At 65.7% G+C, this 13,531-nt stretch carries 15 protein-coding genes and 2 pseudogenes; 6 read left to right on the plus strand and 11 right to left on the minus strand.

Annotation, left to right across the window (positions count from 1 at the left end):
- The first annotated feature begins 96 nt into the window (after window positions 1–96).
- The 4 genes from ACLQI9_RS29545 to ACLQI9_RS29560 all read left to right on the plus strand — a co-directional run bounded on the left by ACLQI9_RS29545 (window position 97) and on the right by ACLQI9_RS29560 (window position 2,674).
- Window positions 97–624: a hypothetical protein gene (locus ACLQI9_RS29545; RefSeq protein WP_442392594.1), complete on the plus strand. Its 528-nt coding sequence runs from the start codon at window positions 97–99 to the stop codon at window positions 622–624.
- A gap of 135 nt (window positions 625–759) precedes the next feature.
- The gene (locus ACLQI9_RS29550) at window positions 760–1,287 is read left to right on the plus strand and encodes a hypothetical protein (RefSeq protein WP_442392596.1); all 528 of its coding nucleotides are present in this window, start codon (window positions 760–762) and stop codon (window positions 1,285–1,287) included.
- A gap of 16 nt (window positions 1,288–1,303) precedes the next feature.
- Window positions 1,304–1,720 (plus strand): hypothetical protein, encoded by a 417-nt coding sequence (locus ACLQI9_RS29555; RefSeq protein WP_442392598.1) that lies wholly within the window; start codon window positions 1,304–1,306, stop codon window positions 1,718–1,720.
- 81 nt (window positions 1,721–1,801) lie between these two features.
- Entirely contained in the window at window positions 1,802–2,674 is an 873-nt protein-coding gene (locus ACLQI9_RS29560; RefSeq protein ID WP_442392599.1) for a hypothetical protein, read from the plus strand.
- On the opposite strand, the pseudogene ACLQI9_RS29565 reads toward ACLQI9_RS29560, so the two are convergent.
- Window positions 2,658–3,057: pseudogene (locus ACLQI9_RS29565) on the minus strand (nitroreductase/quinone reductase family protein). The gene ACLQI9_RS29560 and the pseudogene ACLQI9_RS29565 sit on opposite strands and share 17 nt — an antisense overlap.
- A 22-nt stretch (window positions 3,058–3,079) precedes the next feature.
- Between ACLQI9_RS29565 and ACLQI9_RS29570 the strand changes: the two are divergent.
- Window positions 3,080–3,475 (plus strand): nitroreductase family deazaflavin-dependent oxidoreductase, encoded by a 396-nt coding sequence (locus tag ACLQI9_RS29570; RefSeq protein ID WP_442392629.1) that lies wholly within the window; start codon window positions 3,080–3,082, stop codon window positions 3,473–3,475.
- A 17-nt stretch (window positions 3,476–3,492) separates the two neighbouring features.
- Here the strand turns inward: ACLQI9_RS29570 and ACLQI9_RS29575 are convergent, their stop codons facing one another.
- From ACLQI9_RS29575 to ACLQI9_RS29590, 4 genes are all read right to left on the minus strand, one after another.
- Window positions 3,493–4,848 carry an amino acid permease gene (locus tag ACLQI9_RS29575; protein WP_442392601.1) on the minus strand — a complete coding sequence of 452 codons (1,356 nt, stop codon included), beginning with the start codon at window positions 4,846–4,848 and terminating at the stop codon, window positions 3,493–3,495.
- A gap of 11 nt (window positions 4,849–4,859) precedes the next feature.
- The gene (locus tag ACLQI9_RS29580) at window positions 4,860–6,689 is read right to left on the minus strand and encodes an amino acid permease (protein WP_442392603.1); all 1,830 of its coding nucleotides are present in this window, start codon (window positions 6,687–6,689) and stop codon (window positions 4,860–4,862) included.
- A 65-nt stretch (window positions 6,690–6,754) separates the two neighbouring features.
- A complete protein-coding gene (locus ACLQI9_RS29585) occupies window positions 6,755–7,348 on the minus strand; it encodes a helix-turn-helix domain-containing protein (protein ID WP_442392605.1) in 594 nt (197 codons plus the stop codon).
- A complete protein-coding gene (locus ACLQI9_RS29590; protein ID WP_442392607.1) occupies window positions 7,335–8,207 on the minus strand; it encodes an oxygenase MpaB family protein in 873 nt (290 codons plus the stop codon). The genes ACLQI9_RS29585 and ACLQI9_RS29590 overlap by 14 nt, the downstream gene beginning before the upstream one ends.
- Window positions 8,208–8,346: 139 nt before the next feature.
- Here ACLQI9_RS29590 and ACLQI9_RS29595 point away from each other — a divergent pair, with 139 nt between their 5' ends.
- Window positions 8,347–9,162 carry an alpha/beta hydrolase gene (locus ACLQI9_RS29595; RefSeq protein WP_442392631.1) on the plus strand — a complete coding sequence of 272 codons (816 nt, stop codon included), beginning with the start codon at window positions 8,347–8,349 and terminating at the stop codon, window positions 9,160–9,162.
- An 18-nt stretch (window positions 9,163–9,180) separates the two neighbouring features.
- Here ACLQI9_RS29595 and ACLQI9_RS29600 read toward each other — a convergent pair whose 3' ends face one another.
- The 6 genes and pseudogenes from ACLQI9_RS29600 to ACLQI9_RS29625 form a co-directional block, all read right to left on the minus strand.
- On the minus strand, window positions 9,181–9,435 hold the full coding sequence (locus tag ACLQI9_RS29600) for a hypothetical protein (RefSeq protein ID WP_442392609.1): 255 nt from the start codon (window positions 9,433–9,435) through the stop codon (window positions 9,181–9,183).
- Window positions 9,432–9,989 (minus strand): DUF3093 domain-containing protein, encoded by a 558-nt coding sequence (locus tag ACLQI9_RS29605; RefSeq protein WP_442392611.1) that lies wholly within the window; start codon window positions 9,987–9,989, stop codon window positions 9,432–9,434. Before ACLQI9_RS29605 ends, ACLQI9_RS29600 begins: the two co-directional genes overlap by 4 nt.
- A 58-nt stretch (window positions 9,990–10,047) precedes the next feature.
- Entirely contained in the window at window positions 10,048–10,479 is a 432-nt protein-coding gene (locus ACLQI9_RS29610; RefSeq protein ID WP_442392613.1) for a hypothetical protein, read from the minus strand.
- The gene (gene hemB, locus ACLQI9_RS29615; RefSeq protein WP_442392616.1) at window positions 10,476–11,456 is read right to left on the minus strand and encodes a porphobilinogen synthase; all 981 of its coding nucleotides are present in this window, start codon (window positions 11,454–11,456) and stop codon (window positions 10,476–10,478) included. The genes ACLQI9_RS29610 and hemB overlap by 4 nt, the downstream gene beginning before the upstream one ends.
- A gap of 52 nt (window positions 11,457–11,508) precedes the next feature.
- Window positions 11,509–13,170: a uroporphyrinogen-III synthase gene (locus ACLQI9_RS29620; RefSeq protein WP_442392617.1), complete on the minus strand. Its 1,662-nt coding sequence runs from the start codon at window positions 13,168–13,170 to the stop codon at window positions 11,509–11,511.
- A gap of 15 nt (window positions 13,171–13,185) precedes the next feature.
- Window positions 13,186–13,531: pseudogene (locus ACLQI9_RS29625) on the minus strand (hydroxymethylbilane synthase); the annotation flags it as partial.

The raw sequence follows: 13,531 nt of genomic DNA on the forward strand, positions 1-13,531 counted from the left end.
GCATTCGTCAGTACCATGACGGCAGCACCAGAGCGGAACGTCCGTGCCGCCGGTTTCCCGGGAACAGGAGATCTTTCACCTTCGCAAGGGAGTAAAGTGCCTATCTTTCGTGTCGGCTTTTTTCCAGACTTCAAGTGGGATGACGTGGTTCTCGTAGGTGCGGATCGGGATGGGATGCGCGTGTTCGAGTCCGCTGTGCGATCAGCGCATGAAGACGGTGAAGGGGCCGTCGAACTCCACGGAATTCAGCACCGGATACTGCGCCAAAATGGTGCGGCTGATATCGAACTAGGGTCTCCAACTGTTGTCTGGCGATTCGATGAGACAAAACTCGCGGAGATCCTGAATATGGCGGCGGGGTTGATTAATGTCGGACACTCCGCTCACAATTATTTTGATGACCTAAATAGTCCTGACGCAACGCTCATGATGTCGGTTGATGAGTATGTAGACGGCGGTCCCTTCGCCGAGTTTCCTCAAGGTATGCCGGTGCCACCGCTCCCCACACAGTCGCAGACATCGACCGCATTGGGCAGCGAAGCCGGCCCCGACCTAGGTGCTCTTCAGGTCAAGCCGTCGCCACCGTCGCCCCCGACGGAGCAGACCGACACCGAGCGTGCATAAGACACCAAGCTGGCCTGCACAATGACATCAGCGAACTCAGTATCGCCGTCCGCGACGCATTCGTCAGTACCATCGCGGCAGTACCATCGCCGGTTGCCCGAGCCTAGGCGATCTTCTACCCCGGAAGGAGTGAGAATGACTATCTTTCGTGTCGGGTTTTTTCCAGATTTTCTTTGGGGTGATGATGTGGTTCTCGTAGGTGCGGATCGAGATGGAATGCGCATGTTTCAATCCGCGGTGCGATCGGCACATGAGGACGGGGCGGCGAGCTTCGAATTCGACGCAATTAAGCATCACGTCGTGCGGCAAGACGGTGCAGCTGATATCGAACTGGGATCGCAGAGTGTTGTGTGGCGGCTCGATGATGCGAAACTGGCAGAGATGCTCAATTTGATCGAGCCACTGGTCGATATCATAAAGCCGGCTCATAATTACTTCGATGACTTAAATGATCCAGACGCAACGCTGATGCTATCTGTTGATGAATACGTAAGCGGCGGCCCGTTCGCGGCGTTTCCTCACGGTTTGCCGGTGCCACCCCGTGTAGATTCGCAGAGATCGACCGCTTTGGGCAGCGAAGCCGGCCCCGACCCAGGTGCTCTTCAGGTCAAGCCATCGCCGCCGTCGCTCCCGACGGAGCAGGCCGGCACCGAGCGTGCATAAGACTCCAGGGACGGACTTGGCCATCTTTCGTGTCGGTTTTTTCTCAGATTTTGACTGTGGCGAGGATGTGGTTCTCGTAGGTGCGGATCGGGATGGAATGCGCGTATTTCAATCCGCGGTGCGATCCGCACATGAGGACGGTGCGGCGAGCTTCGAATTCGACGCAATTAAGCATCACGTCGCGCGACAAGACGGTGCAGCTGACATCGAACTGGGATCGCAGACTGTTGTGTGGCGTTTCGATGATGCGAAACTGGTTGAGATGCTCAATTTGATCGAGCCACTGGTCGACACAGAAGGGCCACGCCATCAATATGTCGATGATCTAAACAGCCCTGCGGAAACACTCATCTTATCGGTCGACCAATATACAGACGGCGGCCCATTCGCGGTGTTTCCTCACGGTGAGCCGGTGCCACCCTCGGAAGATTAGACGCGGGCGCGGGCATGGCTCAACCATTTGCTCACCGCCCTCTTGCGCTAGACGACCCCCTGGCATTGGAACAATCGACGGGTGACCTCCCAATCGGCCCGTGCGGTCGCGGTCGCCAGTGTCGCTGCCGTCCGAGACGACCCGGACGGGCGGCTGGCGCTGATGCGCAGCCAGTACCGCGTCCCACCAGACGTGGACCGCGGCTATCTGCCGTTCCGGCAGGCAGCGTCGGCCTTCATGCGATGGCAACTACGGCGAGGACTGCTCAACCCGATCGACTCGCCCAGGCCGGGCAGCCCATGGTGGCGGGCGATCAACGAGCGCCTCCTCTACGCCGGCGCCGAAGCCCGCGCGCTGGCCTTCGGTCATCCCGGGCCGCCCAGCTCGCCCACGGTCGCCGCGTGGCGGGAGTTCATTCGACGTCCCAGCGCCGCGAGCTGGTACCGGGCGCACAACATGAGCGTGGTCGGCGCCTACCTCGAGCATGAGCATCTGGCGGCGCGCGAAGGCCGAATCGAACGGTTCTTCATCAACCTGGTGCTGGTCCGGGTGCTGTACACCCACGCGATCGTCGCCGCGCCGCGACTGGCACTGGGCTGGCTGGCTCCCGCCGGCCGGGTCCTCGGCGATCCACGGCTGGGCATGACCAGCATCTTCCTGTCACTTTCGCAAGTGCTGCCCGACCGCTATCCGCTCGGCGACGACATCGCGCCGTACGCGCAGCTCGAACACGGAGTAGGCCATCTGCTCGACGTCGGCGTCATCTCACCCCGGGTCGACCGCCTCTACGCCTGGTCGGCCACCGAGCTGGACACGCCGGGCCTCCGGCAGCTGCTGTCGGGCCAAACGCCCTGCTACGCCTGGCCTGCGGGTGACCGGCAGCCGTGGAATCCGGCCCCGTCGCGGCTGGCCCGGCTGTCGCGCAGGCTTTTGCCCGTCACGCCGACGCGGTGAGCGCAAACACCGGGTGGTCGGCCGGATCGGGCAATTTGCGAAAGTAGCCGTCCACGGCCCGACCCGCCTTTTGCTGGTAGGCGGTCAGGATCGGCTGGCGCTGCGAGGTCGGTGTTTCGCGCGCGACGTAGGTCGCGGCGCCGGACTTGTTGGTGACCGTGACGGTCCGGATGCGCCCGCACGTTTTTCACCTACTGCGACTCGCCGCGGGTGGACACCAGATACCGGGTGCCGCCGACGTCGACCGTGACGACGGGAATGTGCTGCGGCCCTCTGCTGCCCCGCTTGGTGACGGTGAGGGTTTCGCTGTTGCTGATGCCGGTGGCCATCGCGATCCGGTTGAAGACCCTGACGGTGAACCACGGCGGCTTGAGGTAGGCCATGCCGAAAGAGTTTGATGGCGGTATGCAACTACCGCAACGGCTCGCCCGATTCAACCGACACGTCACCAACCCCATTCAGCGGATGTGGGCCGGTTGGGCCCCATCGTTCGGCATTCTCGAGCACGTCGGCCGGCGCTCCGGCAAGCCGTACCGCACCCCGTTGACAGTGTTCAACGCCGAAGTCGACGGAAAGCCGGGCGTGGCGATCCTGTTGACGTACGGCCCGGACCGTGACTGGCTGAAGAACCTCAACGCGGCTGGCGGCGGGCGGATGCACCGCCATGCCAAGACCTTCGGCGTCAGCAATCCGCGGACCGTCACCAAGGCTGAGGCGGCGCCGCACGTCAGCGGCGCGTCGCGGCGGCTCTTCGCCAGGATGCCCTTCGAGCAGGCGGTTCTGCTGACAAAGACCAACTAATCGCGCAACTCTCTACGCTACGGCGGTGGGTTAGCTTGGGCGACAACACGTTTGCTAACGAAGTACAGCACGACCACCACGGCCCAGGACAGCAGACTCAGCCAAAACTGGACACGGGCGGAGCTGTCGAACGCCATTTGCACTAGCACGCCGACGATCCCGGCTACCGCCAGGATCGAGAGCACCGGGAAGAACCACATCTTGACCCGCAACTTCTCCGGCGGCGTCTTGAGGCGCAAAACGATCTGCGACAGTGCGATCAACAAGTAGACGAACAGCACGATGGCGCCCGACGAGTTGAGCAGGAAAAGGAACACTGTGCCCGGAGCCACCCCCGCCATGATGACGCACAGAAAACCAACCACCGACGAGCACACGATCGCGATGTAAGGGACCCCGCGTCGGCTGACTTTGACCATCTGGGCCGGCGCCTCTCGCTGACCGGCGAGCACGAACAACACCCGAGACGCACTGTAGAGCCCGGAGTTCAGACACGACAGCACCGCGGTGAGCACCACCGCATTCATCAGATGATCGGCACCCGGGATTCCCATCTGCTTCAACGCGGCCACATACGGCGAAGAGCCAGCCTGCACGGAGTTCCACGGCAATATCACCACGAGCAAGAAGACTGAGCCCACATAGAAAATCGCGATGCGGGCGGCCACCGCGTTCGTCGCTCGCTGGACCGCACGCTGCGGATCCGGAGTTTCCGCGGCAGCGATGGTCGCGACCTCCGCACCGACCATCGAGAAGATCACGACCACGATTGCGGCGAAGACCCCATGCACACCGTTCGGGAAGAACCCGCCATGAGAGTGCAGGTTGGAAAAATCCGCGTGACGATGGGGCCACAGCCCCGATGCGTACATCATGCCGAGAACCAGGAAAAGCACGATGGTCGCGACTTTGATTCCGGCGAACCAGAATTCGAATTCGCCATAGGATGCGACCGAGAACAAGTTCGTCACCGTCATCAACACCATCAAAAGCAGCGACAGCAGCCATAGTGGCGCGTGGAACCAGTACGTGATGACTTTCGCCCCGGCAACCGCCTCGAAACCGACAACGATCACCCAGTAGTACCAATACAGCCAGCCGACCGAGAACCCCGCCCAGCCGCCCAGGGCCTGCCGGGCGTACTCGGCGAATGATCCCGTCGTGGGGTTCGCGGTGGCCATCTCACCGAGCATCCGCATCAGGAGGATGATCAGCACACCGCAGAGCGCGTAGGTCAGGAATGCGGCGGGGCCGGTTTTACCGATGACGACGCCGGATCCCACGAAAAATCCGGCGCCGATGATTCCGCCGATGGCGATCATCATCAGCTGTCGTTGCGACAAACCTTGGCGCAGTTGCGGTGTGGCGCTCATCAACGCCGAAGTCAGGTCGCCTGCATCGGCGCGGCAGCCAAATCCGCTGTCTGCCGGCGAGGTACCACGTGGGTAACCGGGATCGGATACGCGGCACGTGCTTTGTCGACCAGCCCGAGCCGCAGCCACGATGCGCGAGCTTCGGCGATCACCAGTTGATCGGGCTGAAAGCGTTGCACCGCAGCGTTCAACGCTCGCAACGGCCGGTAGTCGCCGAGCTCTCCGGCTGCGGACAGACCGATGTCGCGCATCGCGGTCAGAATGGCGTCGAGCCGTTCTTGCGCCGCTGTGACCGTGGCGTCCAGAACGAACACCGGGCCGGTGCGCTCGGCTTGCCCGGTGTCGACCGGGTTCACCGGAACGCAGATGAAGTAATCGGCGCGCTGCCGGGCGTCGACGCGGCGCACTACGTCGAAAAGCTCACTCGTGGAAACGTTTTTGTTGGCCAGCACCAGGACGCGGGTAGCCTTGCCGGTCGGCGGCATTGCCGGCTCGAGCTTGGCGGGCCCACGCCGCCACCTGGGCACGAAGTACAGCGCCAAAACCACCGCCCAGGACAGCAGGCCCAGCCACAACTCGACACGAGCCCTCGGGTCGAATGCCATTAGCACCAGCACGCCGACGATCGCGACCGTAGTGAGCACCGACAGTCCCGGGAAGAACCACATCTTCACGCGCAGCCGCTCCGGCGGCGTCCGGCGACGCAACACGATCTGAGAAAGCGCAATCAACAGATACACCGAAAGCACCAGGGCGCCCGATGATTTCAGCAGGAAGACGAACACGGCACCGGGCGCGACCCACGCCATGACCACACACAAAAAGCCCACTACCGACGAACACAGAATGGCAACGTAGGGCACCCCGCGTTTACCGACTTTGACCAACTCCACCGGAGCTTCGTGCCGGGCGGCCAGCACGAACAGCATCCGCGACGCGGTGTAGAGGCCCGAGTTCAGACACGACAGCACCGCGGTGAGCACCACCGCATTCATGAGGTGACCCGCGGCGGGAATCCCCATCTCCTGCAGCGCCGCAACGTAGGGCGAGGTTCCCGGTTGGTGTGCGTTCCACGGCACGATCACCGCCAGCAGGAACACCGATCCCACGTAGAAGATCACGATCCGCACGACCACCGATTTGGTCGCGCGCGCAACCGCCCGCTCGGGATCAGCGGTTTCGGCGGCCGCGATGGTGGCCACTTCGGCGCCGACCATCGCGGAGATGACTACCGAGACGGCACCGAAGACCGTGCCGACGCCGTGCGGAAAGAATCCGCCATGTGAGGTCAGGTTGCTGAAGTCGATACCGTGCCGCGGCCAGGCTCCCAGAACAAACAGCGAGCCGAGAGCCAAAAAGACGACGATCGCGGCGACTTTGATTCCGGCGAACCAGAATTCGAACTCACCGAATGCAGCGACCGAGAACGGGTTTGTCGCCGTCATCCCCACCATCAGGATCAGCGACAGCAGCCACAGCGGCGCGTTGATCCAGTAGGACAGGACGGCACCGCCTGCGATGGCCTCGAAGCCGACCACGACGACCCAGAAGTACCAATACAGCCATCCCACCGAGAAGCCCGCCCAGCCGCCCAGGGCTTGCCGGGCGTAGTCGGCGAACGAACCGGTCGACGGGTTCGCGGTGGCCATCTCCCCGAGCATCCGCATCACCAGAACGACCAGCACCCCACACACCGCGTAGGTGATGAACGCGCCGGGTCCCGTCTCGCCGATGACGACGCCGGATCCCACGAACAGGCCGGCACCGATTACGCCGCCGAGCGCGATCATGTTCAGCTGCCGTTGCGAGAGCCCGCGGCGCAGCGGCGACGTGGTGCTCACGCGGGCCCCCCGTGCATCTGCACCATGACGGGACGCTAACACCTGTAAGCGCCGTCCCGCTCGATTCACACGGGTACGGCGCGCAACGCGGCAGGCAGGCTGGGCAGGAAGTGCTCGGTAGCGAACGCGCGAATATCGTCGGCGCTAGCCAGGGGCTTGCGGCTGGGCAACAACAGCAGCATCGCCGCATAGCGCAGGATGGTTTCCGCGAGTTCGTCAATTGCCGGGTTGCCGATCCGCTCGGCAAAGCCGTCGGGGAAGATGATGCGCAATGCGCCCGCCATCCGCTCGACCGCGGCATCCCAGTGCTGGTCCGCCAACTCGATCATCAGGCCGGGCTCGTCAGCGAGCATCCGGGTCAGCACGCGGTGTTGCCGGAATCGCATGATCGACAGCGTGAACGCCTCGACATAGTAATTCGATTGCGGCCGGCGGCTTTTCAATTCGTTGGCGATATCGGCGAAAAGCACCGCGTTTTCGCGGTCGATGACGGCGGCAACCAATTCGTCGCGTCCGGCAAACCGCCGGTAGATGGTGGTGCGGCTGACCCGCGCGCGGCGGGCTACGTCGTCGAGCGCGACACGGCGGAAGCCGTGCTGTTCGAACTCGACGACGGCGGCGTCGAGGATGGCACGGGTGGCGGGATCATCCGTTGACATAGCCGGCCTGGGCAAACCTGTTGTAGCGCAGCCGCATCGGAAGATGATCCCGTAGCCAGTTGACCGGCCGCGACCGCCACACTGCGGCGAAACGCTGGTAGCGGCGCTCCTGCCGGTCGCTCCAGGGCAGACCGAGCAGGGTGCGCGCCCGCGGCGGCAGGCCACCGGTGGTCAAAAACGCCGCGACCGGATTGAACGCCGGCGAGACCAAGCGCCACACCAGCGACGGCACACCCTTGGGGCACGGGAACCCTTTAGTCACGTATCCGACACCGTATTTCGCGGTCGGATGGGCGATCATGACGTGGTCGAGCATGTGATCCCAGTACCGCTCGAACTCGTTGTAGTCGGCAGGCATCGGCCGGTCGCTAACACCGTAGCGGCGATACCAGGTCTTGGACTCGAGGTAGATCTGCTGCTTCTCCTCGTCGGTGAGGCGTTTGACGAAGGTGTCGGCGAAGTACAGCACCTGCTCGACGAAGGTGGCGTGCGCCCAGTAGTAAGTATCCGGGTCCAACGCGTGATACCGCGCGCCGCTGGGCATTTCGCCCTTAATTCCGTGATGAAAATCACGCACCCGCTGGCCGGGGTGATCGCCGTCTGAGCCGTAGACGGTCATGAAGATCGGCGGCAGCGAGCGTTTGACACGCGCCGCAGTGTCGCTGAAGAACACCGAGTGGTCCAGGACGCCCTGCCCGAGTTCGGCGAGCATGTTCTGCAGCACGGCAGGCCGCGGGCCGATCAAGAACATCCGGTTGTCACCGAAGTACCGCCACACCAACGATTGCGGCCCCAGCGGCAGGGCGTCAGAAGACCTGGTCGTCCTAGTGGTCGGAGACGGCTCGGTCAGCTGAGTCATGTGGGACAGTGTTACACATTTCGCACTTTGTACCAACTGCAGGGGGCGCCAGGCCGGTCGCCAGGCGTTGTTGCCGGACTGTTGTCGGACCGTTGCCGCTCAGCGCCCGTTGGCTTGGCACGATTCGCTGGTGAATTCAATGACCCGCCGGTCCGCGCTGCGCCTGGGCGCCATCGGTGCCGGTGCCGCGGGTCTCTGGGCGCTGGGAGCGCTGCCGGATCCGACCCGGGCCACGCCCGCTCCGCTGAGCAGTCCGCTGCCGACCCGCGAGGAGGGCTCATTCATCTCCGCCGCGCGCGGCGGACGGAACACCAGGTGGATCATCGCCCGTCCGCCGGGCCAGACCGGCCCGTTGCGCACGGTGATCGCGCTGCACGGGTTGGACAGCGATGCCGCCGGGGTGATGAGCCTCGGTGTCGAGGACGCCCTGGCCAAACTGGCCACCACGGGCAAATCGTCGATCGCGGTGGTCAGCGTCGACGGCGGCAATGGCTACTGGCGGCCGCGGGCCTCCGGCGAAGACTCCGGCGCGATGGTGCTCAACGAGCTGATCCCGATGCTTGCCGGCAAGGGTCTCGACACCTCGCGGGTGGCGTTCATGGGCTGGTCGATGGGCGGGTACGGGGCGATGCGGCTGGCCTCTCGACTGGGCGCGGCCCGGACCTTCGCGATCAGCGCAATCAGCCCTGCGCTCTACCTGTCGTATTGGGGAGCGCCGCACGATGCCTTCGACGGCCTCGATGACTTCCGGAAGAACTCCACGATCAACGCCGCGGAGCTGACGTCGATTCCGCTGCGGGTGGACTGCGGGACCGGCGACGGCTTCTACTTCGCCACCCGGGAATTCGTCAACCAGCTGCCCAGGCAGCCGGCCGGCGGGTTCTACCCGGGCGGCCACGACGCGGAGTTCTGGCGCCAGCACCTGCCCGACGAGCTGGCCTGGCTGGCCTCCTAAGGCTGGCGCATCAACGGGTCAGGCCGTCGAGTGCCGGCGTACCCGTCGCAGCCTGGCCACGCCGACCACCGTCAGCATCCCGGCCGCCGCGGCCAGTAACAGCGCCAACAGCAGCAGCGGAGGGTCATAAACCACCGACATCGTTACCGGCTGGCCGTGGGCGACGGGTGCGACGGCCACGGTGGAGCGCACTTCCGACCAGCTGATCGCGCAGCCGATCACCGCGACGCAGGCCAGGGCGAGTTCGATGAAGGCCCGAAATCGGGCCATCACCAGCGTGATCCGGCGTCGTCGTCGCCGTCGTCGTCCTGCGGCTCGGGCGGTGCACCGTCGGGTCCGACGCGCTCCTCGACCAGTGGCGTCAGCACGGCTCGCAGGTGACGGTGTCGACGCGCCCACGCTTGCGCGGTGCGGCCGCCGGTGAGTCGCAGACCGATGCCGGTGCGGCCGCGGGGCACCCCGACCAGCTCACCGAGGGCACGTGCCGATTGCCAACGCTCCAGCTCCTTTTCGGATGCCAGCGGATGGTCGGCTTGCGGGTAGACCTTCACGATCTCGGCCACCTTGATGGTTTCGGTGCCTTGCCGCAGCGTCTGACTGGTCAGTTCCACCGAAGTGTGGATGCGCGCCGCCTTGACTTGCAGCGCAATGAAACTGGTCACCAGCACGAGAAAGAGCAGCGGGACCGAAAGCTGCCAGCCGTAACCGTTGGATTTCTCGAGGTACAGCATGAGCGCGGCGGACACCGGGCCGACCAGCACCCAGTACCAGCTGGCACCGGCTTCGCGAAAGAGCGGAGCCGACTTGGTCTCCGTACCTGCGGTCATCGAAACATCATCCCCCGCTGCGCCCGACGCCAAACCACCTGGGGGTCCTCCTGGCGGCTCACCTGGTGAAGTACGCCTGGGCGTCACTGCGGTGCAGCAAAAACATCCCCCCGGCGATCAGCACCGAACCGACGATGCCGGCAACCCCGCAGATCAGCGCGAACATCGGTGGCCAGTTCACGGTGAACAGCCTGGTCCCGACGTAGACGACGGTGGCTATGCCACCGCCGGTCAACACGGTTCGGGCCCAGCGGTAACCGGCCCGCATCAGGATCAGGAAGGTCACCACGATCGCGCACAACACCGTGGTGAAAAGACCTGATGCGACGTACAGCAGCGCCGATCCGCGACCGGCCGATGACCCGACCATGTCGGCGATGTAGCCGACCACCATCAGCGGCAACGCCACCATCCACAACCAAAAGCCGGTGTCGACGTCGACGGGCCGGATCTGCGGCTCCGGCGGCCGCGGCGGGACGGGACTCGTCACGATAGCCAGGCCGCCGCCTCGGCGGCCCAATACGTCAGCACGATGTCGGCCCCGGCCCGTCGGATACCGGTCAGAGATTCCAGCGCGGCGGCGCGCCCGTCGACCCAGCCGTTGGCGGCCGCTGCGCGGATCATCGCGTACTCCCCCGACACCTGGTAGGCGGCCACCGGTACCGGCGAGATTGCGGCCGCGGCCGCCACCACGTCGAGGTAGGCCATCGCGGGTTTGACCATGATGATGTCGGCGCCCTCGTCGAGATCCAGCCGCACCTCACGCAGCGCTTCGCGGGCATTGCCCGGCTCCTGCTGGTAGGTGCGCCGGTCCCCGGACAGGCTCGAGCTCACGGCCTCGCGGAACGGGCCGTAGAACGCCGAGGCGAATTTGGCGGCGTAGGCCAAAATCACCACGTCCGCGTGGCCTGCGGCGTCCAGGCCATCGCGGATCGCCCCCACCTGGCCGTCCATCATGCCACTGGGACCTACCACATGGGCACCCGAATCCGCCTGTGCCACAGCCAGTTCCACATACCTCTTCAGAGTAGCGTCATTGTCGACGCGGCCGCGCTCGTCCAGCACACCGCAGTGCCCGTGGTCGGTGAATTCGTCCAGGCAGGTGTCGGCCATCAGCACGGTGGCATCGCCCAAGTCCTTGGCCAGATCGCGCAACGCGACGTTGAGGATGCCGTCGGGATCGGAGCCCGCCGACCCGGCTGCGTCCTTGTCCTCATCGCGGGGCACGCCGAAGAGCATCAGCCCGCCCACCCCGGCGGCCACCGCCTCGGCGGCGGCGGTACGCAACGAGTCCCGGGTGTGTTGCATCACGCCCGGCATCGATGCGATCGGCCGCGGTTCGTCGATACCGTCGGCGACGAACATCGGCAACACCAGATGCCTTGGCTCCAGCGATGTTTGCGCCACCAACCGGCGCAGCGCCGGCGTCGAGCGGAGCCGACGCGGGCGTTGCCGAGGGTAGCTCATGAGTGGCGACCCGCCGCGCCCGGCTTCGCCGCGCTTGCGATCACCACGGCCACTAGCGCCTGCGGCTCTTCTTACGCGGCGGCGGCAGCGCGCCCTCGGCGCGCAGTCGGGCGGCGTGCTCGGCCAGTGCCTCAATCAGCGGGCCCACCGCGGCGGTCTCGGGTTGCACGTCGACCCGCAAACCGAATTCGGCGGCGGTCTCGGCCGTCTTGGGGCCGATGCAGGCGACGATCGTGCGCGCGTGCGGCTTGCCCGCGATGCCGACCAAGTTGCGCACCGTCGAGCTGGAAGTGAAACACACCGCGTCGAAACCACCGGTCTTGATCATTTCCCGGGTGGCGGCCGGCGGCGGCGCCGCTCGCACCGTCCGGTAGGCGGTGACGTCCTCGATCTCCCAGCCACGTTCGCGCAGGCCCTCGGCCAACGTCTCGGTAGCGATGTCGGCGCGCGGCAGCAGCACCCGGTTCACCGGGTCGAAAATGCTGTCGTACGGTGGGAATTCGTCAAGCAGGCCCAGCGACGACTGCTCACCGGAGGGCACCAGCTCGGGGCTGATGCCAAACGCGCGGACCCGGTCGGCGGTCGATTCGCCGACGCAGGCGATCTTCACCCCGGAGAATGCGCGGGCGTCCAGGCCGAACTCGCCGAATTTCTCCCACACCGCGCGCACCGCGTTGGTGGAGGTGAACACCACCCACTGGTAGCGGCCGTCGACCAGACCCTTGACCGCGCGCTCCATCTGCGCGGGGCTGCGCGGCGGCTCGACGGCGATGGTCGGCACCTCGATCGGCAGCGCGCCGTGCGCGGTCAACCGCTCGCTCATCTCACCGGCCTGGTCCTTGGTCCGCGGCACCAACACAGTCCAGCCGTACAGTGCGCGACTCTCCCACCAGTTCAGCTTGGCCCGGTTCTGCACCGTCTTGCCGATCGTCACGACTACCGGTGACGGCGCAGCGGGGTCGGCGCCGACGACTACCGACGAATCGGTCAGCCCGCCCAGCGTGGACTCCACCGAGCGCTGCGCGCAGGTGGTTCCCGACGACGTCACCACACACGGGGTGGTGTCGGCGAGCCCGTACTCGATCAGCGTGCGCGCCGCGTCAGCCACGTGCGAGGACGTCGCGTGCAAAATCAACGGGCCCGGGGCGGCGGCCAGCGCTCCCCAGTCCACGTCACCGCGCACGTCGGCAACGGTGTGCGACGAGCCCAGCGGCAACCCGGCGTAGGTCGGCACCGCGCAGCTGGCGGCCAGGCCGGGCACGATCTCGAAGTGCAGGTGGCTGCGGGCGACGGCGTTTACCTCGGTGATCACCGCGTCCACCGATAGCGGGTCGTCGGCGACCAAGCGCACCACGTCGGTCCCGGCACGGGCCTCGGCGACCAGCGTTTTGGCCACGTCGGCGGGATCGCCCAAGGCCGGCCGGATGTCGGGTCCGACCGACACCACCGCGGCGGGCTGTTCGTCGGTGCCGGGCCCCTCGGGCGCTGCGCTCTCCGACTGGCCACTCGGCTCGGCCGGCGCAGGCCCGGACACCGGCGGCAAGTCCTTGCCGATCAGCGCGAGCACCGGCTCGGGCACGTCAGGGTCAATGAACACCAGGGGGGCATTTGCCAGCACCGTCGCGGCCCGCGTCGTCAGCAGAGCCGGGTCGCCTGGACCCGAGCCCACGAACATGATGCGGCCGGGCCTCGGCTTACGCCCTCGCGTCGTCATCTGTGTCTCTCCCACTCAACTTCCTCGTGCGGGTGGTCTCACCGCGCAGCCGACATGAGTTCCCGTGCGCCCAGCGCGAACAGCTCGGCGGCCACCGAGAGCCCGAGCTCTCGTGCCCGATCCGGACTGCCGATGCCGGACGCGCGGATCACGTCGGATCCGTCCAGCGCCGCCACGCAGCTTCGCAGCGACAGCTCTTCGAAGACACGGCCGTCCTCGTCAATGGATTCGACCACCTCGGCGATCGCCCCCACTGGCGCGGAGCAACCCGCCTCCAGTTCGGCGAGCAGGGCACGCTCGGCGGTGACGGCCGCGCGGGTGTCGGCGTCGTCGAGCTCGGCCAGCAGTGCCGCCAGTCGGG

It is taken from the genome of Mycobacterium sp. (assembly GCF_052143115.1).
GTDB lineage: Bacteria > Actinomycetota > Actinomycetes > Mycobacteriales > Mycobacteriaceae > Mycobacterium.

Excerpts from the sequence above, each read along its gene's own strand:
- ACLQI9_RS29595 (WP_442392631.1), top strand. The coding sequence starts at position 8,347 with ATGACCCGCCGGTCCGCGCTGCGCCTGGGCGCCATCGGTGCCGGTGCC.
- ACLQI9_RS29550 (WP_442392596.1), top strand. The coding sequence starts at position 760 with ATGACTATCTTTCGTGTCGGGTTTTTTCCAGATTTTCTTTGGGGTGAT.
- ACLQI9_RS29590 (WP_442392607.1), bottom strand. The coding sequence starts at position 8,207 with ATGACTCAGCTGACCGAGCCGTCTCCGACCACTAGGACGACCAGGTCT.
- ACLQI9_RS29585 (WP_442392605.1), bottom strand. The coding sequence starts at position 7,348 with ATGTCAACGGATGATCCCGCCACCCGTGCCATCCTCGACGCCGCCGTC.
- ACLQI9_RS29605 (WP_442392611.1), bottom strand. The coding sequence starts at position 9,989 with ATGACCGCAGGTACGGAGACCAAGTCGGCTCCGCTCTTTCGCGAAGCC.
- ACLQI9_RS29570 (WP_442392629.1), top strand. The coding sequence starts at position 3,080 with ATGCAACTACCGCAACGGCTCGCCCGATTCAACCGACACGTCACCAAC.
- ACLQI9_RS29575 (WP_442392601.1), bottom strand. The coding sequence starts at position 4,848 with ATGAGCGCCACACCGCAACTGCGCCAAGGTTTGTCGCAACGACAGCTG.
- ACLQI9_RS29620 (WP_442392617.1), bottom strand. The coding sequence starts at position 13,170 with ATGACGACGCGAGGGCGTAAGCCGAGGCCCGGCCGCATCATGTTCGTG.
- hemB (WP_442392616.1), bottom strand. The coding sequence starts at position 11,456 with ATGAGCTACCCTCGGCAACGCCCGCGTCGGCTCCGCTCGACGCCGGCG.